Raw genomic sequence first — 24109 nt, 5'->3', positions numbered from 1 at the left:
ACCACGCCTACAACTGACCTCCCACGACGAGCGCCCCGGACCCACGCAGGGTCCGGGGCGCTCGCGCGTCGCGACCCGCTCCCGGTCGCGCCCGGCACGTCGTGATCACCGCGGTCCCTGCCGAACGCCGGGGCCGGGCAGACTGTGCGCGTGACCGACCCGCAGCCGACCGCCGACGTGGATGCCGCCGCGCCCGGCCCGGTCGAGCCCCCGCCGACGGCCGCGCCGCCCGTCGGCAACCCCGATCACCCCGCCGCGCACGGCGCGGGGCTGGCCGGGCTCGCCCTCGGGGCGCTGGGCATCGTCTTCGGCGACATCGGCACGAGCCCGCTGTACGCGATGCAGACCGTCTTCTCGATCGACGGCGGTGCCGTCCGGCCGAACACGGCCGACATCTACGGCGTCGTGTCGTTGATCTTCTGGTCGGTGACGATCGTCGTCACGATCAAGTACGTGTCGTTCATCCTTCGCGCCGACAACGACGGCGAGGGCGGGATCATGGCGCTCGCCGCGCTGGTCCGCGAGGTCACGCGGACCACGGCGCGACGCGGGATGGTGGCCCTGCTGCTCGGCGTGCTCGGCGCGTCACTGTTCTACGGCGACTCGCTGATCACGCCGGCGATCTCGGTGCTGTCGGCGGTCGAGGGTCTGGAGGTCGCCGAACCGCAGCTGGCCGAGCTGGTACTACCGATCGGCATCGCGATCCTGGCGCTGCTGTTCCTGGCCCAGCGCTGGGGCACCCACCGCGTCGGCAGGCTGTTCGGGCCGATCATGGTGTCGTGGTTCGTCGTGCTCGCGGTGCTGGGGGTACCGCACATCGTCGAGCGCCCCGGCGTCCTGGTCGGGCTGTCGCCGACGTGGATCGGCGCGTTCATCGTCGACCACCCCTACACGGCGTTCATCGCGATGGGTGCCGTCGTGCTGTCGATCACCGGCGCCGAGGCCCTCTACGCCGACATGGGCCACTTCGGGAAGCGGCCGATCCGGGTGTCGTGGTTCGCCGTCGTCTTCCCGGCGCTGATCGTCAACTATCTCGGCCAGGCGGCGCTGCTGCTGGCCGACCCGAAGGCCGTCGACAACCCGTTCTACCTGCTCGCGCCGAGCTGGGCCCGGTGGCCGCTGGTCGTGCTCGCGACCTTCGCGACCGTCATCGCCTCGCAGGCGGTGATCTCCGGGGCGTTCTCGGTGTCGCGGCAGGCCGTGCGGCTGGGCTACCTGCCGCACCTGACCGTCCGACACACCTCGACGCGGGAGAGCGGCCAGATCTACGTCCCGGCCGTCAACTGGCTGCTGTTCGCGGGCGTGCTCGTGCTGATGGTGACGTTCCGGTCGTCGGACAAGCTCGCGGCCGCGTACGGGCTCGCCGTGACCGGCACCCTGCTCCTGACGACGACGTTGTTCCTGATGTACGCCGCCACGAAGTGGCGCTGGCCGACGTGGCAGCTGGTCCTCACCGGCGTCGTGTTCGGCGGCCTCGAGGTGCTCTACCTCGCCGCGAACATCCCCAAGATCCCGCACGGCGGGTGGCTGCCGCTGGTGATCGCGGCAATCGTCGTCACCGTGATGACGACGTGGCAACGCGGCCGGCGACTGATCACGGGCCGGCGCATCGACCTCGAGGGCCCGCTGCCCGACTTCATCGACCACCTGCACGAGAAGCGGGTGCGGCGCGTCCCGGGGACGGCGGTGTTCCCGCACCCGACCAACCAGACTGCCCCGCTGGCGTTGCGGGCCAACGTCCGGTTCAACGACGTGCTGCACGAGCGGGTCGTGATCGTCTCGGTGCTCTCGCTCAACGTGCCGCACGTCCCGGTGGCCGAGCGGCTGACCGTCGACGAGTTGGGTCATCACGACGACGGGATCGTCCATCTGACGGCGAGCTTCGGCTTCCAGGACGACCAGGACATCCCGGAGGTCCTGCGGCAGGCCCGCAACCTCACCCCGGAGCTCGACATCGACCCGGACGCGGCGTCGTACTTCCTGTCCCGCATCACGATCGAGCGCGGGGCGGGCAACGGCATGGCGTCGTGGCGCAAGCGGCTGTTCATCGGCCTCTCGCACAACGCGGCGACGCCGGCGTCGGTGTTCCGGCTGCCCGTGGACCGCACCGTCGTGATGGGCTCGCGCATCGAGCTGTGAGCGCCGACGGTCGCGATGCGACCATCGCCGCTCACGACCCGGCGGGCACGTCGGGGCGGGCCGGTCAGGGCGGGGGCAGCGTGACGCCGAACCCGGCGACGGCGAGCCGCAGCAGGACCTGCCCGGGCGCGAGCAGGTCGGCGATCCGGGCGGCGGCCAGCACCTCCAGCTCGGCGAGCCGCGTGGCGTAGGCGTCGGCGCCGGCCAGCCGGGCCTTCTGCAGCTCGACCGTGTTGTGCCACACCTTCTGCCGGGCCTCGCGCAGGAAGCGGCGCGACGCCCGGCGGTTGAGCGGGGCGAGCGCACGGTCGACGAGCCCGCGGGCCGAGCGCGCCGCGAGCTCGCCGTCCTCGGCCGCGACGCGCGCGGACAGCACGGCGTCGATCCGCTCGTGGTCGCGGCGCCGACGGTCGAGCAGCGCGTCGTCGGTGAAGTCGGCGTCGGTGATCACCACGAGCAGTGCCTGCGGCAGGTCGTAGTTGACGTGCGCGTTGACCCCGAGCAGCACGTGCACCAGCGACGGCAGCGACTCCCGCGCCCCGAACGCCAGCCGCCACGGCCGCGGCACCGGTCCGCCGGTGAGGTCACCGTCGAGCGCGGTGAGGTAGAAACCCGCGAACGCGACGTCCCACTCCTCGACCCACGCCGGGTCCTCGAAGTCGCCGCGGGCCACGGCGTCGCCGACGGCGAGCGTCGTGCGCCGGTAGGTGCCGAGGAAGTCCCGCTGCGCCGCCCGGCCGGGCGGCATCCCGTCGAGCCGCTCCTGCATGGACGCCGCCACCGCCGCGATCGGCCCCTCCGCCATCGCCGCATCCTGCCCGCACGCGCCGCCCGGGGCCAGGGTCGCGCCCGCGCGAGGATGTTCCGACGCCGCCGCCGGCCTGCGCGCAGGCCGGCGGCGGCGTCGCTCAGCGGTGGTCCGCGACGACGGCGTCGGCGCCCCAGGGGGTCACGGCGCCGGAGCGGTCGCGGAAGCGCTCGGGCAGGTCGTCGACGAGATCCCACGTCGCCGACAGCCGACCGAAGCCGACGAAGACGGCGATCTGCACGCCCAGTTCGACGATCTCGGGCTCGGTGAAGTGCTCGCGGAGCAGGTCGAAGACGGCGTCGTCGGCGGCGAGGTGGTCGGTCGCGAACAGGTCGGCGTACCGCAGCGCGGCCTTCTCGGCCGCGGTGAGGTCGGGCGCCTCCTGCGGCTTCTCCAGTGAGCACACCAGGCCCTCGGTGACCCCGTCCTCCGCGCCGCTGGCCGTGCGCAGCGCCATGCAGCTGCGGCACTGGTTGTGGAACGCGATGCGCAGCCGGACCAGCTCGACGAGCCGGGGCGGGAGCGTCGAGGTCGCGGCGAGCGCGCTGCGGAAGGTCAGGAACGCGGACGTGACGTCGGGACGCAGGGCGAGGACCCGCAGCAGCCCGAGGCCCTGCGGGTCGTCGAGGGCCGGGCCGAGCGTCGCCCGCAGGGCGGGGTCGAACTCGTCGGTCGGAACGGCACGGAGTCGGGCCACGGGTCATCTCCTCGCTGAGCGGACGAGAGGAGTCTCACCGGATCCGGGGAGCGTCGTCAAGGTTCTAGCGACGCCCTGATCCGGGGGCGGACCCTACCCGGGTCGGGGGTCGGCACGATCGTTGCGGGCGGTGATCGTCGGCAGGCTTCTCCTCGGATGCGGGAGTTCCCGCGGAGTCGTCGAAGGAGCCCCCCATGAACCGCAACGCCCCCGGTTTCCCACCCCCGCCGCCGTACGGCGCAGCGCCCTCGTCGCCCTACGGCGCAGCGCCCTCGTCGCCCTACGGCGCAGCGCCCTCGTCGCCCTACGGCGCGGCGCCCCCGCCGCCCCACGGTGCGCCGCCGCCCCGGCCGCCGGTCGGTCCCCCGCTCGGCCACCACGGCGGGACCCCCGGCCAGCAGCCGCCGCTCGGACGGGCCGGCCGGCCCGCGCCGACCGCCCCCCTGCCCGCCGGTCCGAGCGGCCGCAGGATCGCGACGGTCGTCGTCCTCGGGCTGGTCCTGGTCGCGGCCGTGGGCGCCGGGATCTACCTGCTGCTCGGCGGGACGGTGCCGTTCGGGTCGGCCGCACCCACGCAGCCCGCCGCCGTCTCGACCGACGCCCCGGCCTCCGCGCCCGGGACCGACACCGGCTCGACGGCCGGCGGCGGCACCGGCGACCCGGACGTGGCCTTCGCCGCGGGCGGCGCCGACGTCACCCCCGACTGCCCGTTCACCGCGGCGCGCGTCAGCGAGCTCGTCGGACAGCCGATGAAGGACGGCGGCAGCTGCCTGTTCGGCGACGGCAACGGCGTCGCCACCCTCACGATCGTGCCGGCGAGCGCGAGCACGACCGAGATGACGATGGACTACATGCGCGACAGCGCGACCCGCATGTACGCGAACGTCGAGGACCTGCCCGGCGGCACGAAGGGCTGGATCGCGACCAAGGACGTCGAGGCCATGGCCATGGCCGTCACCGGCAAGGGCGGCTACACGATCACCATGAGCAGCTTCCAGCGCCTCGGTGGCGACGGCTACGCCCCGGTGCTGCGGGACGTGGTCGCCGCCCTCCCCCGGTGACGTTCGTCGCCGACGCCGGGCCGGAGCCCGGGACGATCCGGACGATCGACCGCACCGCCGGACAGCCGTCCCCGCCGTCCGGCGGCGCGGCGTCACCGATAATTGCCTGACGCTAAGCAACCTGCTGTAGTGGTGGTGGCCGCCGTCGTCGCGCCCCGCGCCCCGGCCGGCCCCCAGCCGCGTCGGACGGAGGTGCGGGCGACCGCATGAGCATCAAGGACGACCTGGACCGCGGCACCGGATCGGATCGTGCGTCGCGCGACGACCGCTACAAGTGGGTCGCCCTCACGAACACGACGGTCGGCGTGCTGCTCGCGACGATCGACGCCTCGATCATGCTCATCGCGATGCCCGACATCTTCCGCGGCATCCAGCTCGACCCGCTGCTCCCCGAGAACAGCTTCTACCTGCTGTGGATGATCCTCGGCTACCTGGTGACGAGCAGCGTGCTCGTCGTCAGCGTCGGGCGGCTCGGCGACCTGTTCGGCCGCGTGAAGATGTACAACCTCGGCTTCGTCGTCTACACGTTCGCGTCGCTGATGCTGACGATCACCTGGATGACCGGGCACGCCGGGGCGATCTGGCTGCTGGTCTGGCGGATCGTGCAGGGGATCGGCGGGGCGTTCCTCGTCGGCAACTCCGGCGCGATCCTCACCGACGCCTTCCCCGCCCACCAGCGCGGACTCGCCCTCGGCATCAACAACGTCGCCGGCATCAGCGGGACGTTCATCGGTCTCGTGCTCGGCGGCCTGCTCGCCCCGGTCAACTGGCGGCTGGTCTTCCTGATCTCGGTGCCGTGCGGGGTGTTCGGCGCCGTCTGGGCCTACCGCAGGCTGCGTGACGTCGGCACCCGGTCGCACGAGCCCGTCGACTGGCTGGGCAACGTCACGTTCGCGGCCGGGCTGATCCTGGTCATGATCGGCATCACCCACGGCATCCAGCCCTACGGCGCCCACACGATGGGCTGGACGAGCCCGCTGGTGCTCGGCTCGCTCGCGGCCGGGGTCGTGCTGCTGCTGGCGTTCGCGGCGATCGAACGACGGGTGCGCTTCCCGATGTTCCGGCTACCGCTGTTCCGCATCCGCGCGTTCACCTTCGGCACGCTCTCGACGTTCCTGTCCGCGCTCGGCCGCGGCGGCCTGATGTTCATGATGATCATCTGGCTGCAGGGCATCTGGCTGCCGCTGCACGGCTACACGTTCGAGGAGACGCCGCTCTGGGCGGGTATCCACATGCTGCCGCTGACAGTGGGCTTCCTCGCCGCGGGCCCGGTCTCGGGCTACCTCTCCGACCGCTTCGGCGCACGCCCGTTCGCCACCGGCGGGATGATCGTCGCCGCCGTGACGTTCGGGCTGCTCGAGCTGCTCCCGATCGACTTCCCGTACTGGCAGTTCGCCGGGATCCTGCTGCTCAACGGGCTCGCGATGGGCTGCTTCGCCTCGCCCAACCGGGCCGCGGTGATGAACAGCCTGCCGGCGGCCGACCGCGGCGCGGGTGGGGGGATGAACTCGACCTTCCAGAACTCCGCGCAGGTCTTCTCGATCGGCATCTTCTTCTCGTTGATGATCGCCGGGTTGGCCGCGACACTGCCCTCGGCACTGACCTCCGGCCTCGAGGCGCACCACGTGCCCGCCGCGGCGGCGACGGCCATCGCGAGCAGCCCGCCGGTGTCGGTGCTCTTCGCGGCGTTCCTGGGCTACAACCCGATGCAGCACCTGCTCGGTGACGCCGTGCTCGCCCAGATGCCGCCCGCCGACGTCGCGGCCGTCACCGGCAACACGTTCTTCCCCGACCTCATCTCGGGGCCGTTCGAGGCGGGCCTGCACATCGCGTTCGGGTTCGCGATCGCCGCGTGCCTGATCGCCGCGGCGGCGAGCGTCTCGCGCGGGACTCGGTACGTCGCCGCCGACCGCTCCACCACGCCGGCCACGGCACCCGAGCACTGACCGTGAGTGGCGATGGTCGCCATGGCGACCATCGCCACTCACAGCCGGGCGCGGCGCGACCACGCGACAGACCGCGGCACGGCCGACAATGCCCTCACGCGGGGTCGGCGTGGACCCCGCCGGAGGGAGACACGATGGCTGCGACCGTCGAGGCGATGGTGCTCACCGAGGCGCGGGAGTTCGCCGCGCGCGAGTTCCCGCGGCCGCGGCCAGGGCCCGACGACGGGCTGCTGCGCGTCGAGCTGGCCGGCATCTGCCACACCGACGTCGACATCGTCACCGGCGGCTACCCGACGCCGCTGCCGCTGATCATGGGCCACGAGATCGTCGGGCGGATCGAGGAGGTCGGCGAGCGTGCGGCCCGGCGCTGGGGCGTCACCGCCGGGGACCGGGTGGTCGTCGAGCCGATGGTGGGCTGTGGTGGCTGCCGCTACTGCACCGAGGGCAACGGCCGGTTCTGCGAGTCGGCGATCGGCTACGGGACGGCCACCGCCTGCGACGCCGAGCCCTTCCTCTGGGGTGCCTACTCCCCGCTGATGTACCTCGCGCCCGGCTCGCTCGTGCACCGCGTCCCCGACGGCACGAGCGCCGAGGTCGGGATGCTCTGCACCGTCGCGATCTCCAACGCCGTGCAGTGGACGTTGGCCCGCGGGGGCGTCGTGCAGGGCGACGACGTCGTGGTGCAGGGCGTCGGGCCGATCGGGCTGTGCTGTGTCGCGGCGGCCCGCGCGGCGGGCGCGCGCACCGTGGTGGCGACCGGCCTGCCGCACGACGTGCTCGGCCGGGCCCTCGCGCCCGAGTTCGGCGCCGACGTGGTCGTCACGGCCGGGGAGCAGGACGTCGTCGCGGCGGTGCGGGACGCCACGCGGGGCGAGCTCGCGCGCGTCGTCGTCGACACGACCGGCAGCCCCGCGGCGCTGCGGACCTCGCTGGACCTGGTGCGCCGCACCGGAACCGTGGTCAGTGGCGGCGTCACCGGCAAGGACGTGCTCACACCGCTGCCGATGGACGTCGTCACGCTCAAGGAGATCCGACTGCAGGGTGTGTTCAGCTTCGACAGCGCCGCCGTGCGGCGGGCGATGGCGTTGGCCGCGACCGGTCTGTTCCCCTTCGAACGGCTCGTCACCCACCGGTTCGACCTGCACGACGCGGCCGAGGCCGTCGCCACCGTCGCCGATCACGCGCTGACCGACCGGCTCAAGGTCGTCCTGGTGCCTCCGGCGGGGTGACGGCGCTGTCGCGCAACAGGTCGCCGAACGTCTCGACGCACGCCGGGGCCGGGCCGGCCGGAACGTGCCCGAGCGACGGCAGCAGCACGACCGTGCGGCCGTCCGGGATCGCCGGCTGCCGCAGCTGACGCTGCACGACCTCGCCGTCGGCGCCCGCGGTCGAGAACACCGGCACGTAGCGGACGCGCTCGCCGGCGTCGACGACGACCAGGTCGGGACGAGCGGAGCCGGTCCGGTGCACACGCTCGACGGCGCCGAAGCGCTGCCGCAGCACCTGCGCGGCCCGCTCGTGGAAGACCGCGGCGCGCACGCCCGCGACGAACCGGCTCCCGTCGTGCAGCAGCGCCGTCCGCTGCACGGGCGGCAGGAGCAGGAACGCCTGCTCGCTCGTCGTCATGATCGTGTCGGCGACGAGCCCCTCCTGGTGGTCGAGCAGCCGATCGTGGACCAGGCGCCCCACGGTGACGTGGGTGGGCACGACGATCCCGTCGACGACCTCCGACAGGACGCCGCTCGCGAGGTCGGCCAGCTTGCGCTCGAGCTCGAAGCGCAGCTCGACGATCGAGGCGGCCGGTGCGGCGCCCGGGTCCTCGAACCCGGTGGGCGCCGCCGCCGCGGCGTGCGCTCCGGCCGCCGCCAGCTCGATGCTGACCCCGCCCGCCGAGACCTCCTGGACCCGGTCGAGCAGCGCGCGCACCTGCGCGGGGCGGACGGTGAGCACCAGGACCGCGATGATCGCGAACACCAGCAGCGTCACGAGCTGGGCGACCGTCAGCAGCCCGGCCAGGTAGAGCACGAACAGCGCCACGAGCACGACGAGCGCGCCCACGCGGCCCGACAACAGCCGCTTCTCCGGGGTCACGTCTGGCTCGTCGCCGGGCCGGACCGGGTCGTTACGGCACCACCCTCGTTCTCCCATCTCTGCAACGCCAGGTCGCGGTCGGCGGCGTCGACCGCCGGAGAGCCGACGACGGTCACTCCGGACGACCGCTGTGTGATCCCCACGCGCGGGTCCCCATCGCGGTCGTCGACCACGGGAGCACCTCCTCCACGGCCCTGCACCCGGCTCACCGGGACCGCGTCCCACGCCTGCGACCCACGTGGGCCTCGCGTCGGAACTGCCCGACCAGGTGCGGGTAGTGCAGCTCGAACGCCGGCCGCTCGGACCGGATGCGGGGCAGCTCGGTGAAGTTGTGCCGCGGCGGCGGGCAGGAGGTGGCCCACTCCAGCGAGTTCCCGAAGCCCCACGGGTCGTCCACGGTCACCACACGCCCGTAACGGTAGGAACGGAACACGTTCCAGATGAACGGCAGCGTCGAGGCGCCCAGGACGAACGCCCCGATCGAGGAGACCGTGTTCAGCGTGGTGAACCCGTCGGTCGGCAGGTAGTCCGCGTAGCGGCGCGGCATGCCCTCGTTGCCCAGCCAGTGCTGCACCAGGAACGTCGTGTGGAACCCGACGAACGTCAGCCAGAAGTGCACCTTCCCGAGGCGTTCGTCGAGCATCCGGCCGGTCATCTTCGGGAACCAGAAGTAGATCCCGGCGTAGGTGGCGAACACGATCGTCCCGAACAGCACGTAGTGGAAGTGCGCCACCACGAAGTAGGTGTCGGTGACGTGGAAGTTCAGCGGCGGCGAGGCCAGCAGCACGCCGCTCATCCCGCCGAACAGGAATGTGGCGGCGAAGCCGACCGCGAAGAGCATCGGCGTCTCGAAGGTGAGCCTCCCCCGCCACATCGTGCCGATCCAGTTGACGAACTTGATCCCCGTCGGCACTGCGATCAGGAAGCTCGTGAGCGAGAAGAAGGCCAGCAGCACCGCGCCGGTGGCGAACATGTGATGCGCCCACACCGCCACGGACAACATCGCGATCGACAAGGTGGCGAAGACCATTCCCTTGTAGCCGAACAGCGGCTTGCGGCTGAACACCGGGAACACCTCCGTCACGATCCCGAAGAACGGCAGCGCGACGATGTAGACCTCGGGATGGCCGAAGAACCAGAACATGTGCTGCCACAGGATCGCCCCGCCGTTGGCCGGGTCGAACACGTGGGCCCCGAGGTGCCGGTCGGCGAGCAGGCCGAACAGGGCGGCGGTGAGCACGGGGAACGCGATGAGGATCAGGATCGCGGTGATGAAGATGTTCCAGGTGAAGATCGGCATCCGGAACATCGTCATGCCGGGCGCGCGCAGGCAGACGATCGTGGTGATGAAGTTGACGCCACCGAGGATCGTGCCCAGGCCGGCCACGATGAGCCCGGTGAGCCACAGGTCCTGGCCTGCTCCCGGGGCGTGCACGGCTTCCGAGAGCGGCGCGTAGGCGGTCCACCCCGTGTCGGGCGCCCCGCCGGGAGTCAGGAAGGACGAGATGACGACGAGGCCGCCGAACAGGAACAGCCAGTAGGACAAGGCGTTCAGCCGCGGGAACGCGACGTCGGGGGCACCGATCTGCAGCGGCACGATGTAGTTGGCGAAGCCGAACAGGATCGGCGTCGCGTACAGCAGCAGCATGATCGTGCCGTGCATCGTGAACAGCTGGTTGTACTGCTCTGGCGAGAGGAACTGCATGCCCGGCCGGGCCAGCTCGGCGCGCATCAGCAGCGCCATCGCACCGCCGGCCAGGAAGAAGCCGAACGACGTGACCAGGTAGAGGATCGCGATGTCCTTGGGGTCCGTCGTCCGCATCATCGTGAGCAGCGTGGATCCCTTGGCCGAGCGGCGCGCCGGGTACGGACGCGTAACGGGTTTCGGTCGGACGTCGGTCACGACGGCCTCGGTTGCGGACGTCCGGACGGCATGGTTCGACCTCGCAGGCCTGATGGCGGTGGGGCCGCCGACGGACCGTCGATGAGCATCTGTTCTCGCCTCCCCGTTCCGGCCCCGGGCGGCGTCCTGCGACGGGCCGGGCTGCGGTCCGTGATCTCAGCGGCGGTCGCGGCCCTCACGGCGGCGCGCGCCCCACCTGGCCAACCAGAGCACGCCGCTCAGCGCGGCGAACGCCAGCGCGCCGACGGGCGACCCGGCCATCACCATGAGCGCGCACAGCACGATCACGACCGCCAATGCGACCGTCGCCGCGCCGCCGAGGTGTTTTCGGCCGAGGTGCTGGGTGTGCGCGCGGAAGGACCGCGAGAACTCCACGTCCTCGGCCATGAGCTGACGCTCGAGATCCTGCAACGTCCGTCGCTCGTGATCGTCGAGCACGACGCACCTCCTCACGGTGGGTCCCACCGGGTCGCGTCCGGTGACTCCACGGTGCATCCCGTTCCGACGGCGGGGACACCCGTGTGACCGGCCAACTTCGACCCGATCGGTTGCCGAGGTACGGCAGTACCGGGACATAGATCGTGGCGTCGCGCCGACGTCCGGACGCCTCCGTCGGCTCGCCTCGATCGTCCGGAGTCGCTGTGCTCCCGGCAGGCGACCGCGGTCCGCCGGGATCGTGGCGGGCAGGCGTGACGGCGAGCCTTGCTGCCGGTCGTCGGCAGTTGGTCGGCGCGAACTTCGCCGGGGACGACCCCTGCCGGGTTCGGTCGCCGACGGCAACGTGGAGGTCGGGGAGCAGCGGCGGCCGGGTCCCGACCGGACACGCACAGCTCGTCCCCCGGGCTGCCCACGGGCCCACGTCGACCAGGAGGCGCATTGTGAAGGTGCACGACCTGTCGGACACGTCCGTCGTGGCGGACGCCCTGGTGTGCCAGGAGGCCGCTCTCCTTCTCCGCGCCGGTGAGGCCAGCCCGGACGGGGAGGACCTGGCCCCGCCCATGGACCGTCTCCTGAGCGCGGTGGGCGCGGAGCTGGAGACCGGGCGGGAGTCGCTCCCGGAGGCCGTGCGCCGCGCCGCGGTGGATCTCGCCGCGCACCTCGTGCGTCGGTCCTCCGTCCCCGTCCCCGGCGGCCCCGCCCGCCACGGTCACGGGTTCGGCGCACGTCCCGGCTCCGGCCGTCGCCGGAGCGCTCCGTTCACCCCCTCCATCCGGCTCGGGCGGATGGGATGACTGAGGAGGTTCGCAGTGGCGCCGCCGCGTCCGCCGGGTGCCGGCGACCGGCCGGTGACGGATGATCGCGATCTGCTCGCCCGGCGCGTTCCCGCCCTGCGCGCCGAACTGGTGCGCCAGCAGGGGTTCCGTCGTGAACAGCTCGCCTCGCTCGCACCGGGCGGGAGCAACCCGGACCGGCTCGCCGGTCGCGGTCCGGACCGCGAGGAGTCGCCGGGGCTGAGCGAGGTCCAGGCGCTCGTCGAGTCCGGCGCGCGACACGCGCTGGGCGACATCGAGCTCGCGCTGGCAAGGATCCGGACCGGCCGCTACGGCCGGTGCCGGGCATGCGGTGCCGCCATCTCCCTCGCCGTGCTCGAAGCGATCCCCCAGACGACGCTGTGCCTGCGCTGCTGCCGGCTGCGTGACCGCATCTCGCGCGCCGGGCGTCATCGCGGACCGCGGTCGTCGGGCCGCCGGTCAGAGCGGCGCGCTGAAGTCGTCGTGTCCCGGCCAGCCGAGTAGCCGCGCGCCGAGTGTCGCGGCGTGCATCGTGAACCGCTGCGCGGGATCGGTGGGGTCACGTCCGGTCAGGGTCCTGACCCGATCGAGGCGGTAGGTCACGGCCCGGACGGACAGGTTGAGGCGGCGCGCGGTCGCCGTGCTGACGCCCCCGGTGGCGAAGTAGGCGTCGAGAGTGGCCAGCAGTGGCTCGGCACCGCCGCGGGTGTGGACCAGCCCACCGAGAACCGACTGGACGAGGTCGGTGATCGCGGGCTGGTCCCGCAGCAGAACGCGGTAGATCAGCAGCTGCTCGGCCTCGATCACCGGGGCGTCCAGGTGCAGGCGCACGGCCATGGCGAGACCCTCGCGCGCTTCCTCGTACGAGCGCGGGACTCCGTACGAGCCCGGGTAGGGCCGCCCCACGCTCACCCGCCACGGGCGGCCACGGGGCGAGCGGCCGAGTTCCGCGTGGATGAAGTCGCCGAGCTTGGCCCGCGGCCTGCCCGACGCGTCGGAGCCACCCGGCGCGATCACGACGATCCAGCCGTCCTTCGTGGCCACCAACACGTCGCGGTCGCCGAAGCGGTCCACCACCGCGTGTTCCAGGGAGCTGATCATCGGGTCGACCTCGCTGATCCGCCCGGTCGGCGCGGCCAGGGCGACCTGGTGGTGAAGGCCCAGGTCCAGGCCGAACGGTTCCGCCTGTTCGACCAGCCGGCCCACGTCCGCGTCGCCACGCAGCAGGTCCTCGATGAACTCGTGGCGCAGCCGCTCCTCCCACCGCACCATTTCCCGGCGGACCTCGTTGTGGCCCTCCGCCAGCCGACCGACCGCGGCGTCGACGACGTGCAGCACCGCGGCAGCGGCGTCCCGGACGGCCCCGCTGCTGCGTGAGCGGATCACCATCGGGAGCTCCGCCCACAGCCGCTTGGCCGCCGAGAGGTAGAGCTGCACGGCGTGTCCCGCCGAGACACCGAGCTCGGCGGCCCGCCGCCCCAGCATCTCCACCGCGTCGAGTTCGGCCGGGTCCGGCTTGCGCCCGGTGGTCGCGGCGTCGGCCAGCAGCGTCAGGTAGTCCCCGAGGAGCTCAACCGGCACGCCGCCCGCCTCCCGGCCGGCGGCCTGCGCCACGTCGGTCAGCCACGAGTCGTCCGCTGCCGCCGCCTCGGCCCTCGTCCGCGGCCGGTGCTCGTCCCGCTCCGTCACGCGCGTCCCTCCGCTCCTCGCCCAGCCACCACTCTGCTGGACGATCGGCGGTGGCGACAGCAGGCCGGGGTCCGACGACGGACAAGCGCGCGCGATCCGGCGACGGCGGCCGGTGCGGGACCGTCCGGCCCACTACTTCGCCGCGCTGCCCGCCTGCCACTGCGACCAGCTGAGCTCCCAGTCGCCGTAGGTGTCGCCGAGGGGCAGCGTGGGACCGCCCGAGTTGGTGATCTCCACGACGTCGCCGATGCCGAAGTGGTCGAAGAACCACTGCGCGTTGGCAGGGCTGAGGTTGACGCAGCCGTGCGAGACGTTGGCGCCGCCCTGCGACCCGACCGACCACGGCGCGGAGTGCACGAACTCGCCGTCGTCGGAGATCCGCTCGTCGAGGTCGACCTGCTCCTTGTAGTAGCCGGGCTGGCCCTGGCAGACGCCGTAGGTGCAGGAGTCCATGATGATCGACGGCTGCTTGTCGGAGATGACGTGCGGGCCGGTGTGCGAGGGGAAGCCCGGCGAGCCGAGGCTGATCGGCATCGTGTTCACGAGCTTGCCGTTCTGGAAGATCTGCATCTGCTCGGTGGCACCGTCGGCCTTGGCGATCCACGAGTCGTGAACGTGGATGGTCTCGGTGCGGTCGGTCTCGCCGTACGTACCGTCGCCGAGGTCGACGCCGAACATGTCGGCCTTCAGCGTGATCGTCGACCCGGCCTGCCAGTAGGTCTTGGGCCGGTAGTGCGCCTCGGTGGCCGACAGCCAGTACCAGCTGCCCTCCTGCGGCGGGCTGGCCGTGACCGACAGCGCCTTCTCGGCGGTGGCCTTGTCGTGGACGGCGTGGTCGAACCGCACGACGATCGGCTGCCCGACCCCGACCGAGGTCTGCGACGGCGGCGGGATGAACGACGGGTAGGCCGTCGTCCTCGGCGCGACCGTGCTGACGGTCTTGTCGTCGTGGTGCCGGGTGCCGTCGGCCGCGACGGTGTCGACCCCGACGGAGTAGGTCGTGCCGTAGGCGAGATCTCCCGTCGAGGCCCACCCGGCACCACCCGGGGCCAGGGTCCCCGCAACCGGCTTGCCGTCGGCCTTGTCGGTCATCGCGACGGCGGCGATGGTGCCGCCGGTCACCGTCAGCTGCAGCGGCGACGACGGGTTGAGCGGCCCGCTGTCGGCGCTCGTCGCCACGACCGGCGCCGCCGCGGCGGCGGGCTGCCCCCCGGCTCCGCCGGTGATTCCCGCGGACAACGCCTGCGCCTGCCGCGGCGCGGCGATGACCAGCCCCGCCAGCACGAGGCATGCGAGTACCGCGACCCCCAACGAGAACGACAACCTCGTGCGAACGCGACCCGTCGGCCCTCTCACGGAGTCCCCACCCTGCCCCTCCGGACCTCCCCGTGCGGAGGCCCACCGGTACAGACTGCCACTGCCGGGTGACAGCGCTGCCGAGAGGCGGATCCGTTGCGGCACAAGACACGCGAAGTGCCAGGAAGCGGACGGAACCGGCGCGGCGCCCAGTCGGGCACGACCTATGCTCATCGCGTCCGCGACGACCTCAGGGAGGGACGATGTCGGCTGTGACGGACCGCGTTGCGGCGTTCTGCGACCGCTACGGGCTGCGACTGCCGGTGCTGGAGGCGCCGATGGCCGGGGCGTGCCCGCCCGCGCTGGCGGCGGCCGTCGCGAACGCGGGCGGGATGGGCGCCGACGGCGTCGTCCTCGACGGTCCCGCGAAGATCGCCGACTGGGTCTCGGAGTTCCGGGCGGCCTCCGACGGCGCCGTCCAGCTCAACATCTGGATCCCCGACGAGCCCGTCGAGGCGCCCGACCGGGTCGCCGCCGCGACGGCCTTCCTCGAGACGTTCGGCACGCCCGGCCCCGACGCACCCGGCCCGGACTTCGCCGACCAGTGCGAGGCGATGCTCGCGGCGGAGCCCACCGTCGTCTCCTCGATCATGGGCCTGTTCGACCCGGAGTACGTGACGCGGCTGCGCGAGCGGGGCATCGCCTGGTTCGCGTGCGCCACCACGCTCGACGACGCCCTGGCCGCCCAGGAGGCGGGAGCCGACGCGATCGTCGCGCAGGGCATGGAGGCCGGCGGGCACCGCGGCACGTTCGACCAGACCGCGGCCGAGGCGACGACCGTCGGGCTGCTGGCCCTCGTCCCGCGGTTCGCCGACGCGCTCGACGTCCCCGTCGTCGCCGCCGGCGGGATCGGGGACGGCCGCGGGGTCGCCGCGGCGCTGGCGCTCGGGGCGAGCGCGGTGCAGGTCGGGACGGCGTTGCTGCGCTCGCCGGAGGCCGGGATCGCTCCCGAGTGGGCGGCGGCGCTCGACGGCGCCGCCCCGGAGGCGACCACGCCGACGCGGGCCTACACCGGCCGGCTGGGCCGGGCGGTCCGCACGTCCTACACCGACGCCTGGGCGGCCGACGACGCGCCCCGCCCGGCGCCGTACCCGCAGCAGCGGCGGCTCGTCGGCCGGTTCCGGCGGGGCGACGCGCCCGGCGTGGACCCGCTGAACTTCTGGGCCGGGCAGTCGGCCGCCCTCGCGCGCGCCGAGCCGGCGGGCGACGTCGTCACCCGGATGTGGGACGAGGCCCGCGCGATCCTGGCCTGATGGCTCACGGCTGGTCGGCCGCGAGGAGGGCGTCCCCCTGGGCGACGGCGGCCGACAGCCCGCGGTCGAAGCCGAGCGACAGCAGCAGGTCCATGTCGTCACCGGCCGCGAACCGCACCAGGATCGTCACGCGCGTGCCGCCCGGGCGGTCCGCGACGGCGATGCGCACGCTCGTGCTCGGCACACCCGGATCGCTCATCGTGAACTCGATCCGGCGCGGCTCGTCGACGTGCTGGACGTCCCACCAGCCCGAACGGTCGCCGCCGGGCGTCGCACAGGTGTAGGAGACGCGCCCGCCGGGCACGAGATCGTGCTCCTGGACGGTCGCGGTCACCTCCGGCGGGAACCACCAGCGTTCGAGCTTGCGCGGGTCGCCCCACAGCCGCCACACCCGGTCGGCGGGGGCGTCGAACTCGGCGGTGATCGTCATCGTCCGGGCGACCGCGTCCTTCTCGACCGACACGACGCTCACGAGTCCTCCTCCAGCAACGCGCCCATCCGTTCGACCCGCGCCCGCCACACGTCCTCCAGCGCGTCGAGGACGGCACCCGCCCGGCGCAGCGCCTCGACGTCGCCGGAGACGAGTTGCTCCCGTCCCTGCCGGCGCTTGGCGACGAGGCCGGCCTCGTGCAGCACGGCCACGTGCTTCTGCACCGCCGCGAAGCTCATCGGGTAGAGCCGCGCGAGTGCCGAGACGGAGTGCTCGCCCTGCAGGGTGCGTACGACGATGTCGCGGCGCGTGCCGTCGGAGAGGGCGTGGAAGAGCCGGTCGACGGCCCGCCGCTCGCCCGAATCTACAACCATGTGGTAGTACGTTACCGCATGAAGCTCACCGTGATGCAGTTCGTCTCGCTCGACGGCGTCTGCCAGGGCCCGGGCGCGCCGGACGAGGACACGACCGACGGGTTCGGCCGCGGCGGCTGGCTCGTCCCGTTCGTCGACGAGCGCTTCCTGGAGATCGTCACCGGGTGGACGTGCCGGGCAGGCGCGTTCCTGTTCGGCCGTCGGACCGACCCCGACGACCCCGTCGCGACGCGGCTCAACGGCCTGCCGAAGTACGTCGCGTCGACGACGTTGCGCGAGGCGGGGTGGGCGCCGTCGACGATCCTCGCCGGTGACGTCGAGGGGCGGGTCGCCGAGCTCAGGGCCCGGCCGGGACCCGAGCTGCAGGTCCACGGCAGCGCCCGGCTCGCGGCGTCGCTGCTGGCGGCGGGCCTGGTCGACGAGCTGCGACTGGCGGTGGCGCCGGTCGTCGTCGGCGCCGGGAGGCGGTTCTTCCGGGACGACGACGCAGCCGCGGCCTATCGCGCCGTGGACCACGAGACGACACCGTCGGGCGTCGCGCTGCTCACCTACGAACCCGCGGGCGCGGCGGCCTACGGGCGCATCGACGTGACCTGACCGGGCGCGGACTCCCGCGATTGTGTAGCGTCGCTCATCATTGAGCGTTCACTCACCGGGAGGTCTCGTGGCCCGCTGGAACCCCGCGCACGTCGCGCTGCGCACGACGGCAGGCGCCTTCATCCTCAACACGGGGATCGGCAAGTGGAAGGGTGACGAGAAGACCGCGGCCGGCGTCCACGGGATGGCGAAGGGGACCTACCCGTTCCTCGACGCCGTCGCCCCGCAGCCGTTCCTCAAGGCGCTGGCCGCCGGTGAGATCACCCTCGGCGCCGCGCTCCTGACCCCGTTCGTCCCTGCCGCCGTCGTCGGCGCCGGGCTCACGGGTTTCGCCGCGAGCCTGCTCGGGCTCTACCTCGGTACCCCCGGGATGCACGACAAGCTGCGTCCGACGCAGCAGGGCAACGCGATCGCGAAGGACGTCTGGCTGCTCGGCATGGGCGCCGCCCTGCTCGCCGACGGCTTGCGCCGCAAGCGGTCCTGACCGGGTCGGTCAGTCGCGCTCGCCGCGCACGGTCAGCATCACGCGCATGACGTGCTCGACCGCGGACGCGAACACGGGGCCGCGCAGCTCGTCGCGGGACGCGAGCGCGTTCGACGCGAACTCCAGCATCGCGTCCGGGCCCGCACGCCGCACGACGAGCGCGGCGACCTCCTCGATGTCGAGGTCCGGGTTGTCGAGGCGCGCCAGCGCGAACTCCACGACAAGCTGATCGTCGGTCACACGTTCCTCCCCCTCCAGTCTCCCGGATCCACTCCCGCAGCGCGAGATCCTCTGGCGTCGCCCAGTTAGGTGCCCCTAATCTGAACGAACCCGACGGGGAGGGACACATCGCATGACGTCCGACAGCGCCGAGCCGGTGACCTTGGCCCGACGGCTCCGTGAAGGCACCGCGGCCGTCCACGACCGCGCGCACGGCTCCCGCTTCATGTCCGCCCTGCTCGGCGGCGAGCTGCCCGTCGAGGACTACGCGGCGTTGGCCGGCCAGCTCTGGCACGTCTACGACGCGCTCGAGAGGGCGGGCGACGCGCTGGCCGACGAGCCGGCCGCGGCACCGTTCCGTCGCGAGGAGCTGCGCCGGGCACCCGCGCTCGCGGCCGACCTGCACCACCTCCTGGGAGCGGGCTGGCCTGCGGAGTGCACGCCGCTGCCCGCGACCCGGACCTACGTCGCCGCGCTGCGGACGATCGCCGCCGACCGCTGGGTGGGCGGCTGGGTCGCCCACCACTACACCCGTTACCTGGGCGACCTCGCGGGCGGCCAGGTGGTGCGCGCCCTGCTGCGCACCAGGTACGGGCTGGTCGACGACGGCGCGCGCTTCTACGCCTTCGACGCCATCCCCAGTGTTCCGGCGTTCCGCAAGCAGTACCGGGCCGCACTCGACGCGACGCCGTTCGACGAGGCCGAGCAGCGCAGGGTCGTCGACGAGGCGGTACGGGCGTTCGACCTCAACATCGCGCTGCTCGACGAGCTCGACCCGCTCACGGGCGACGACCGCATCCCGGCCTGACCCGGTCCCGCGCTCACCCGGCGGGCGCCCCGGCCCTCCGCGCGGACCGGCCGGCGATCGCGTGCACCACGGCGGCCATGTCGTCGCCTCCGTGCCCGGCCGCGACGGTCTCCGCGAACAGCGCGGCCGTCGCGTCGAGCAGCGGTGCCGCGATCCCGGCGCCGCGGGCGGCGTCGCCGACGAGCCGGCAGATGCCCAGCACGTCGGCGGCCGCGGCCTGCGGCGCGAGGTCGTCACGGACGATCTTGGCCGCCTTGATCCGGGAGACGTCGCTGGCCATCGGCCCGGAGTCGAGCACCTGAACGACGGTGTCGAGGTCGAGGTCGTGCCGCCGCGCGAAGTGCAGCGCCTCGGCCAGGCCGGTCACCATCGTGATCAGGAAGAGGTTCACCGCGAGCTTGGTCAGCTGGGCCGCGGGCACCGGCCCGCAGTCGACGACCTCGCGGCACATCGGGGCGAGCAGCGGGCGGACGCGGGCGCGGTCGTCGTCGGCACCGGCCAGCATCGCGACGAGCGCGCCCTGCTCGGCGGGCACCCGGGAACCCGACACCGGCGCCTCGACGTGCCGGCCGCCCGCGGCCCGGACGTCGTCGCCGAGCGCGCGCGAGTACTCCGGCGAGGTCGTGCCCAGCACGACGACGAGGCGGTCGCGGACCATCGTCGCGAACGCCGGTGTGCCGCGGCCGAGCGCGGCGTCGACGGCGTCGCCGTCGGACAGCATCAGCAGCACGACGGGGCAGCGCGCGAACACCTCGGCCGGGTCGGCGGCGACGGTCGCACCGGCGGCGCGAAGCGGCGCCGCCCGCGCCGGCGTGCGGTTCCAGACGACGAGCGGCGTCCCGGCCCGCGCGAGCCGCAGCGCCATCGGCGTGCCCATCAGCCCCAGCCCGACGAAGCCCAGCGGATCGACGGCCACGTCAGGCCACCGCCGTGGTCGGGACCTCGATCGCGTAGGTGAGCTGGCCGACCGACATGCCGGCGAGCCGGGGCCGCCCGAGCCGCTGCGCGCGAAGGAACCCCAACCCGGCGCGGTTCTCCGGCCGGATCGTGGCCTCGACGGTCCAGCCCTGCCAGCGCGGGTCGGCGAGCGTCGTCGCGAACAGGCCGGTGGCCACACCGCGGCGCTGCAGGTCGTCGGCGACGAGCAGCGCCACGTCGACGATGCCGGGCCGGACGACGGCGAGGTTGAGCAGGCCGGCCACGCGCCCGTCGGTCCACGCGGCCAGGGCGACGGCCCCGCCCAGCAGGTAGCGCGGATAGCGGTCGAGCACGTCCTCGGGCGCGAGCCGATGCCGACTGGCGAACCGTTCCCCGAGCGACTCGGGCGAGCAGGACCGCACGAGCGCCGCCACCGCGGCCGGAGTGGCGGGCAGGTGGCACGCCGTCATGACAGTCGTCATAGCGAACGGTTCTACCCTCCAGCGGCCGGGCCCGGCATCATGACAGTCGTCATAGCAGTGGAATTGCGCCGAACGGAGGACGGATGGCCTACGCACGCCGGATGTGGACGCACGTCGAGCCGATCCACGACGTCACGTACTTCGCGCCCGAGGCCCGCGCCGCGGCCGACGCGATCGGGATGCGCGGGTACTGGATGGGCTACGCCGCGCAGCGGGTCGCGCCGCTGGGAGCGGTCGGCCCCGAGATCGCCACTGCCGCGTTCTTCGGCTTCCGCCGCGACCGGCTCGCCCGCGCCCTGCCCGACGCCTGGGCCCACACCGACCCGCGGACGGCGCTGGCCGCCCGGCTCGCGGGCGTCGACGCCGCGCTGCGCCGGCTCTGGGGCGACGACGTCGTGGCCGGTCCCGAGGTCGCCGAGGCCGCCGAGCTGGCGTGGACCGCGGCCATGGCCGCCGACACCGCGGGGCGCGTCCTCGCAGCGGCGAACCAGGCGCTCCCCCGGCCGGACGCGCCCCACCTCGCGCTCTGGCAGGCGACGACGACACTGCGGGAGCATCGCGGCGACGGCCACATCGCGGTGCTGGTGGCCCGCGGGATCGGGCCGCTGGCGTCGCACCTGCTGAAGGTCGCCGCGGGCGAGTCCGACGGCGAGGGCCTGCGCCTGGGCCGGATGTTCGCCCCCGAGGCGTGGCAGGACGGGCTCGCCGGGCTGCGCGCGGCCGGCATCGTCGACACCGACGACACCCTCACCGCCGCGGGCCGCGCACTGCACGAGGAGATCGAGGCGGCCACGGACACCGCGGCCGAGAGCCCGTGGACCGCGCTGGGCGCCGACGCGACCGCCCGCCTCGACGCGCTCCTCACACCCCTCACCGGCCGGATCCTGAGCAGCGGGATGCTCCCCGACCCGAACCCCGTCGGGCTGCCGGTCAGCGGGTCGGTGTAGCGCCGAGCAGCAGGTCGAGCTCGGCCTGCACGGCGTCGAGGGCGCTCTCGTCGCGCCACGCCCGGCCCACCACGACGGCGCCCTCGACCGCGCAGACGACCATCATCGCCAGCCGCGGCGCGCGGTCCTCGTCGATGCCGCCGCGACCCAGTGCCCGGGTCAGCGGGTCGAGCCACTGCCCGAACGCGGCACGGGCGGCATCGGCCAGCCCAGCGTCCTCCCAGACGGCGTCGGCCACCCCGGCGACGATGGGGCAGCCGCCGCGGAAGTCGGTGATCGCGAGGACCTCGCGGAACCGGTCGACGACGCCACGGACGACGGCCGCGGCGTCGGGCGGCGGGTCCTGCTCCAGGCTCGCGCGCAACGGCCGGGCGGCCCGCTCCGCCATCCACGCCATCGCCTCGGCGACGAGCTCGTGCTTGCCGCCGGGGAAGTAGTGCTGCAGGGAACCGCGCGGCGCCCCGGCGTGCGCGACGATCTCGCGCATCCCGGTGGCACCGACGCCGCGTTCGCGGAAGAGGAGCGCGGCGCTGCGCACCGTGCGCTCCCGAGGGCTGCGTTCTGCCATGACGACCGTCATGATAGGTCGCTCGGCAACCTGCCGGGTCAGGCCTCGTGCAGCGCCGCGAAGTGCGGGTTCGTCATGACGCCGAGCACGTTGCCGAACGGGTCGACCACCGACGCCGTGACGAACCCCGATCCGCGCGGCGTGACGGGCTCGTACTCCGTCGCGCCCAGCTCCAGCAGGCGCGCGACGGCCGCCTCCAGGTCGTCGACGTGCCAGAACACGACCGCGCCGCCCGGGGCCGCCGACGCACCGGCCGGCGCCCAGCGCCGGTCGACGAAGCCGAGCTCGTCCTCGTCGTCGCCGATGCGGAACTCGATGTAGGCGGGCGGCTGCGGGGCCGGCGGGAACGCGAAGTAGGGCTCGACGCCGAGCAGCTCGGTGTACCAGGCGCGGGCGGCGGCGAGATCGTCGGTGTAGAAGCTGACGGTGCTGAGTCCTCGGAACATGGGAGCATCGTGCCGAGGTGAAGTGCTCACCGAGTGAGCACTTTTCGGAGGAGAATCCGGCGTGTGCGCGCCGACCGCCTCGTGGCCACCCTGCTGCTCATGCAGGCCCGTGGCCGGGTCACCGCCGCGCAGGTCGCCGCGGAGCTGGAGATCTCGGTCGCGACGGCCCGCCGCGACCTCGAAGCGCTGTCGGCAGCCGGGGTGCCCGTCTACCCGCAGCCCGGACGTGGCGGGGGCTGGTCGCTCGTCGGCGGGGCGCGCACCGACCTGACCGGTCTCACCGCCGGCGAGGCGACGGCGCTGTTCGCGCTGGCCGGGCCGGGTGCGGCCGTGGCGCCGGCGGCCCGGTCGGCGCTGCGCAAGCTCGTCGGGGCGCTGCCCGACACCTTCCGGGCCGACGCCGAGGCCGCCGCGGACGCGGTCGTCGTCGATCCCGCCCGGTGGGGACGCCACGACCGCGACCGGCCCGCGATGGTCGACGCCCTGCAGGACGCGGTGGTGCGGCGGCGTCGGGTGCGGATCGGCTACGCCGACCGCCGGGGGCGCAGGTCCGAGCGCGTCGTCGACCCGTGGGGGCTCGTCGACAAGGACGGCGACTGGTACCTGGTCGCCGGGACGGTGCAGGGGCGCCGCACCTTCCGCGTCGACCGGGTCGCCACCGCCGAGGTCACCACCGAGCCGGCCGAGCGGCCCGCCGACCTCGACCTCGCGCGCGAGTGGGAACAGGTCGTCGGCGAGATGGAACGACGCCGCTCACTGGTCGAGGCCGTCGTGCTCGTGCCCGAGCGGCACGTGACGATCCTGCGCGACCACTTCGGACGCCACCTCACGACGCTCGGCACCGAGGCGGACGGCCGGGTGCGGGTCCGCGTCGGCGCGCCGATGGCCCTGTCGATCGCGGAGAACCTCGCGGGCTGGGGCGCGGGCGTCGAGGTCGTCGAACCCGGGTCGGTACGCGCGGAGCTCGCCCGGATCGGCGCCGAGCTCGTCGCCCGCTACGGCGGGGCCGAAGGTCCCGACCGCGGCCCGGACGCTGACGCCCCGCGTGAACGACACGCCACCGCCTGACGCCGGACGACCGCCCGACGCCAGGCACGTCGACACGGAGGCAGACCGTGGACGCTCGCGTTCCGCACGACCAGGCAGAACCCCGACACAGGCGGCACCGGCGCCGGTGGGCCCGGCTGGCGGCGGTCACGGCCGTCGTCATCGGGTTGTGCGTCGCCGTCCCGGCGGCCGCGTCCGCGGCCACCCCGACGACCCGCACCGACTTCGTCACCGGGGCCGAGTACGCCGCCACCAGCACCCGCGGCAGCTTCGCCGGGCCGGCGATCGGCCAGTTCCCGGGGACGTTCGACGCGAAGGTCGACCACACCCCGCTCGTGGCCGACTCGGCGACGATCACCGGTGGCACGTTCACGGTGAACAGCAGGCCCGGGGTGCGCGGCACCGTCACCGGCGGCAGCATCGAGCCGAGGTCGGCGCCGCCGGGATGCGCCGACCACGAGCTGCGGGTGCGGGGCACCCTCGCGATCACCGCGCCGGCCGCGGGTACCGGCTCCTTCGACGTCGTCGAGACCCACGTCCAGCGCATCGTGCTCGGCCAGTGCCGCATCGTCTTCGCGACGATCGTCGGGACGCTCGTGGTCCGGTACTGACCG

At 73.6% G+C, this 24109-nt stretch carries 28 protein-coding genes; 13 read left to right on the top strand and 15 right to left on the bottom strand.

Annotated elements, in window-relative coordinates:
• Positions 1-150 precede the first annotated feature (150 nt).
• The gene (locus tag PSD17_RS27000) at positions 151-2139 is read left to right on the top strand and encodes a potassium transporter Kup (protein ID WP_339125087.1); all 1989 of its coding nucleotides are present in this window, start codon (positions 151-153) and stop codon (positions 2137-2139) included.
• 64 nt (positions 2140-2203) lie between these two features.
• Here PSD17_RS27000 and PSD17_RS26995 read toward each other — a convergent pair whose 3' ends face one another.
• Together PSD17_RS26995 and PSD17_RS26990 are read right to left on the bottom strand one after the other, a co-directional pair.
• Positions 2204-2944: a DUF5995 family protein gene (locus PSD17_RS26995; protein ID WP_013677884.1), complete on the bottom strand. Its 741-nt coding sequence runs from the start codon at positions 2942-2944 to the stop codon at positions 2204-2206.
• Positions 2945-3047: 103 nt separating this feature from the next.
• Entirely contained in the window at positions 3048-3644 is a 597-nt protein-coding gene (locus PSD17_RS26990) for a carboxymuconolactone decarboxylase family protein (RefSeq protein WP_013677885.1), read from the bottom strand.
• A 194-nt stretch (positions 3645-3838) separates the two neighbouring features.
• Here PSD17_RS26990 and PSD17_RS26985 point away from each other — a divergent pair, with 194 nt between their 5' ends.
• From PSD17_RS26985 to PSD17_RS26975, 3 genes are all read left to right on the top strand, one after another.
• A complete protein-coding gene (locus PSD17_RS26985) occupies positions 3839-4705 on the top strand; it encodes a hypothetical protein (RefSeq protein WP_339125086.1) in 867 nt (288 codons plus the stop codon).
• Between the two features lie 206 nt (positions 4706-4911).
• Positions 4912-6651 (top strand): MFS transporter, encoded by a 1740-nt coding sequence (locus tag PSD17_RS26980; protein WP_339125085.1) that lies wholly within the window; start codon positions 4912-4914, stop codon positions 6649-6651.
• 134 nt (positions 6652-6785) lie between these two features.
• Positions 6786-7880 (top strand): zinc-dependent alcohol dehydrogenase, encoded by a 1095-nt coding sequence (locus PSD17_RS26975; protein WP_013677888.1) that lies wholly within the window; start codon positions 6786-6788, stop codon positions 7878-7880.
• On the opposite strand, the gene PSD17_RS26970 is transcribed toward PSD17_RS26975, so the two are convergent.
• The 4 genes from PSD17_RS26970 to PSD17_RS26955 all read right to left on the bottom strand — a co-directional run bounded on the left by PSD17_RS26970 (position 7849) and on the right by PSD17_RS26955 (position 11083).
• Positions 7849-8742, bottom strand: coding sequence for a hypothetical protein (locus tag PSD17_RS26970; RefSeq protein ID WP_013677889.1), 894 nt, complete (start codon positions 8740-8742; stop codon positions 7849-7851). The genes PSD17_RS26975 and PSD17_RS26970 overlap by 32 nt on opposite strands.
• Positions 8739-8915 (bottom strand): hypothetical protein, encoded by a 177-nt coding sequence (locus PSD17_RS26965; protein WP_013677890.1) that lies wholly within the window; start codon positions 8913-8915, stop codon positions 8739-8741. The genes PSD17_RS26970 and PSD17_RS26965 overlap by 4 nt, the downstream gene beginning before the upstream one ends.
• 32 nt (positions 8916-8947) lie before the next feature.
• Complete coding sequence (gene ctaD, locus PSD17_RS26960; protein WP_339125084.1) at positions 8948-10645, bottom strand: aa3-type cytochrome oxidase subunit I; 1698 nt, start codon at positions 10643-10645, stop codon at positions 8948-8950.
• 156 nt (positions 10646-10801) lie between these two features.
• Positions 10802-11083, bottom strand: coding sequence for a DUF3040 domain-containing protein (locus PSD17_RS26955; RefSeq protein WP_339125083.1), 282 nt, complete (start codon positions 11081-11083; stop codon positions 10802-10804).
• Between the two features lie 440 nt (positions 11084-11523).
• On the opposite strand from PSD17_RS26955, the gene PSD17_RS26950 reads away from it, so the two are divergent.
• Together PSD17_RS26950 and PSD17_RS26945 are read left to right on the top strand one after the other, a co-directional pair.
• A complete protein-coding gene (locus tag PSD17_RS26950; RefSeq protein ID WP_013677893.1) occupies positions 11524-11877 on the top strand; it encodes a hypothetical protein in 354 nt (117 codons plus the stop codon).
• A 54-nt stretch (positions 11878-11931) separates the two neighbouring features.
• Positions 11932-12381 carry a TraR/DksA family transcriptional regulator gene (locus PSD17_RS26945; protein ID WP_339125082.1) on the top strand — a complete coding sequence of 150 codons (450 nt, stop codon included), beginning with the start codon at positions 11932-11934 and terminating at the stop codon, positions 12379-12381.
• Here PSD17_RS26945 and PSD17_RS26940 read toward each other — a convergent pair.
• Both PSD17_RS26940 and PSD17_RS26935 read right to left on the bottom strand, forming a co-directional pair.
• Positions 12337-13566: a PucR family transcriptional regulator gene (locus PSD17_RS26940; protein WP_013677895.1), complete on the bottom strand. Its 1230-nt coding sequence runs from the start codon at positions 13564-13566 to the stop codon at positions 12337-12339. The two genes, PSD17_RS26945 and PSD17_RS26940, sit on opposite strands and share 45 nt — an antisense overlap.
• Before the next feature lie 132 nt (positions 13567-13698).
• The gene (locus PSD17_RS26935; RefSeq protein WP_339125081.1) at positions 13699-14850 is read right to left on the bottom strand and encodes a L,D-transpeptidase; all 1152 of its coding nucleotides are present in this window, start codon (positions 14848-14850) and stop codon (positions 13699-13701) included.
• A gap of 275 nt (positions 14851-15125) precedes the next feature.
• On the opposite strand from PSD17_RS26935, the gene PSD17_RS26930 reads away from it, so the two are divergent.
• The gene (locus PSD17_RS26930; protein ID WP_013677897.1) at positions 15126-16175 is read left to right on the top strand and encodes an NAD(P)H-dependent flavin oxidoreductase; all 1050 of its coding nucleotides are present in this window, start codon (positions 15126-15128) and stop codon (positions 16173-16175) included.
• A 4-nt stretch (positions 16176-16179) separates the two neighbouring features.
• Here PSD17_RS26930 and PSD17_RS26925 read toward each other — a convergent pair whose 3' ends face one another.
• Positions 16180-16647, bottom strand: coding sequence for an SRPBCC family protein (locus PSD17_RS26925; protein WP_013677898.1), 468 nt, complete (start codon positions 16645-16647; stop codon positions 16180-16182).
• Positions 16644-16979, bottom strand: coding sequence for an ArsR/SmtB family transcription factor (locus tag PSD17_RS26920; RefSeq protein WP_013677899.1), 336 nt, complete (start codon positions 16977-16979; stop codon positions 16644-16646). The genes PSD17_RS26925 and PSD17_RS26920 overlap by 4 nt, the downstream gene beginning before the upstream one ends.
• Positions 16980-16997: 18 nt before the next feature.
• Between PSD17_RS26920 and PSD17_RS26915 the strand changes: the two genes are divergently transcribed.
• Positions 16998-17576, top strand: a complete 579-nt coding sequence (locus tag PSD17_RS26915; protein WP_339125080.1) for a dihydrofolate reductase family protein — start codon at positions 16998-17000, stop codon at positions 17574-17576.
• A 67-nt stretch (positions 17577-17643) separates the two neighbouring features.
• Positions 17644-18060 carry a hypothetical protein gene (locus PSD17_RS26910; RefSeq protein ID WP_013677901.1) on the top strand — a complete coding sequence of 139 codons (417 nt, stop codon included), beginning with the start codon at positions 17644-17646 and terminating at the stop codon, positions 18058-18060.
• Between the two features lie 9 nt (positions 18061-18069).
• Here PSD17_RS26910 and PSD17_RS26905 read toward each other — a convergent pair whose 3' ends face one another.
• Positions 18070-18300, bottom strand: coding sequence for a hypothetical protein (locus tag PSD17_RS26905; protein ID WP_013677902.1), 231 nt, complete (start codon positions 18298-18300; stop codon positions 18070-18072).
• 112 nt (positions 18301-18412) lie between these two features.
• On the opposite strand from PSD17_RS26905, the gene PSD17_RS26900 reads away from it, so the two are divergent.
• On the top strand, positions 18413-19087 hold the full coding sequence (locus tag PSD17_RS26900; protein ID WP_013677903.1) for a biliverdin-producing heme oxygenase: 675 nt from the start codon (positions 18413-18415) through the stop codon (positions 19085-19087).
• A 13-nt stretch (positions 19088-19100) separates the two neighbouring features.
• Here the strand turns inward: PSD17_RS26900 and PSD17_RS26895 are convergent, their stop codons facing one another.
• The gene (locus tag PSD17_RS26895) at positions 19101-20003 is read right to left on the bottom strand and encodes an NAD(P)-dependent oxidoreductase (protein ID WP_013677904.1); all 903 of its coding nucleotides are present in this window, start codon (positions 20001-20003) and stop codon (positions 19101-19103) included.
• 1 nt (position 20004) lies between these two features.
• A complete protein-coding gene (locus tag PSD17_RS26890) occupies positions 20005-20487 on the bottom strand; it encodes a GNAT family N-acetyltransferase (RefSeq protein WP_339125079.1) in 483 nt (160 codons plus the stop codon).
• Positions 20488-20570: 83 nt separating this feature from the next.
• Between PSD17_RS26890 and PSD17_RS26885 the strand changes: the two genes are divergently transcribed.
• A complete protein-coding gene (locus PSD17_RS26885; protein WP_013677906.1) occupies positions 20571-21434 on the top strand; it encodes an SCO6745 family protein in 864 nt (287 codons plus the stop codon).
• Here PSD17_RS26885 and PSD17_RS26880 read toward each other — a convergent pair.
• Both PSD17_RS26880 and PSD17_RS26875 read right to left on the bottom strand, forming a co-directional pair.
• On the bottom strand, positions 21418-22002 hold the full coding sequence (locus tag PSD17_RS26880; RefSeq protein WP_041762807.1) for a TetR/AcrR family transcriptional regulator: 585 nt from the start codon (positions 22000-22002) through the stop codon (positions 21418-21420). The genes PSD17_RS26885 and PSD17_RS26880 overlap by 17 nt on opposite strands.
• A 38-nt stretch (positions 22003-22040) precedes the next feature.
• A complete protein-coding gene (locus PSD17_RS26875; RefSeq protein ID WP_013677908.1) occupies positions 22041-22448 on the bottom strand; it encodes a VOC family protein in 408 nt (135 codons plus the stop codon).
• 63 nt (positions 22449-22511) lie between these two features.
• Here PSD17_RS26875 and PSD17_RS26870 point away from each other — a divergent pair, with 63 nt between their 5' ends.
• A complete protein-coding gene (locus PSD17_RS26870) occupies positions 22512-23516 on the top strand; it encodes a helix-turn-helix transcriptional regulator (protein WP_339125078.1) in 1005 nt (334 codons plus the stop codon).
• 47 nt (positions 23517-23563) lie between these two features.
• Positions 23564-24106, top strand: coding sequence for a hypothetical protein (locus tag PSD17_RS26865; RefSeq protein ID WP_339125077.1), 543 nt, complete (start codon positions 23564-23566; stop codon positions 24104-24106).
• Positions 24107-24109 lie beyond the last annotated feature (3 nt).

It is taken from the genome of Pseudonocardia sp. D17, assembly GCF_036984265.1.
Taxonomy (GTDB): domain Bacteria; phylum Actinomycetota; class Actinomycetes; order Mycobacteriales; family Pseudonocardiaceae; genus Pseudonocardia; species Pseudonocardia benzenivorans.
This window is presented reverse-complemented; position numbering and strand designations above follow the sequence as displayed.

What these genes read in the sequence shown, in the direction of transcription:
- PSD17_RS26995 (WP_013677884.1), bottom strand. Translation starts at nt 2,944, where the DNA reads ATGGCGGAGGGGCCGATCGCGGCGGTGGCGGCGTCCATGCAGGAGCGG.
- PSD17_RS26985 (WP_339125086.1), top strand. Translation starts at nt 3,839, where the DNA reads ATGAACCGCAACGCCCCCGGTTTCCCACCCCCGCCGCCGTACGGCGCA.
- PSD17_RS26980 (WP_339125085.1), top strand. Translation starts at nt 4,912, where the DNA reads ATGAGCATCAAGGACGACCTGGACCGCGGCACCGGATCGGATCGTGCG.
- PSD17_RS26975 (WP_013677888.1), top strand. Translation starts at nt 6,786, where the DNA reads ATGGCTGCGACCGTCGAGGCGATGGTGCTCACCGAGGCGCGGGAGTTC.
- PSD17_RS26930 (WP_013677897.1), top strand. Translation starts at nt 15,126, where the DNA reads ATGTCGGCTGTGACGGACCGCGTTGCGGCGTTCTGCGACCGCTACGGG.
- PSD17_RS26920 (WP_013677899.1), bottom strand. Translation starts at nt 16,979, where the DNA reads ATGGTTGTAGATTCGGGCGAGCGGCGGGCCGTCGACCGGCTCTTCCAC.
- PSD17_RS26915 (WP_339125080.1), top strand. Translation starts at nt 16,998, where the DNA reads ATGAAGCTCACCGTGATGCAGTTCGTCTCGCTCGACGGCGTCTGCCAG.
- PSD17_RS26900 (WP_013677903.1), top strand. Translation starts at nt 18,413, where the DNA reads ATGACGTCCGACAGCGCCGAGCCGGTGACCTTGGCCCGACGGCTCCGT.
- PSD17_RS26890 (WP_339125079.1), bottom strand. Translation starts at nt 20,487, where the DNA reads ATGACGACTGTCATGACGGCGTGCCACCTGCCCGCCACTCCGGCCGCG.
- PSD17_RS26885 (WP_013677906.1), top strand. Translation starts at nt 20,571, where the DNA reads ATGGCCTACGCACGCCGGATGTGGACGCACGTCGAGCCGATCCACGAC.
- PSD17_RS26880 (WP_041762807.1), bottom strand. Translation starts at nt 22,002, where the DNA reads ATGGCAGAACGCAGCCCTCGGGAGCGCACGGTGCGCAGCGCCGCGCTC.
- PSD17_RS26875 (WP_013677908.1), bottom strand. Translation starts at nt 22,448, where the DNA reads ATGTTCCGAGGACTCAGCACCGTCAGCTTCTACACCGACGATCTCGCC.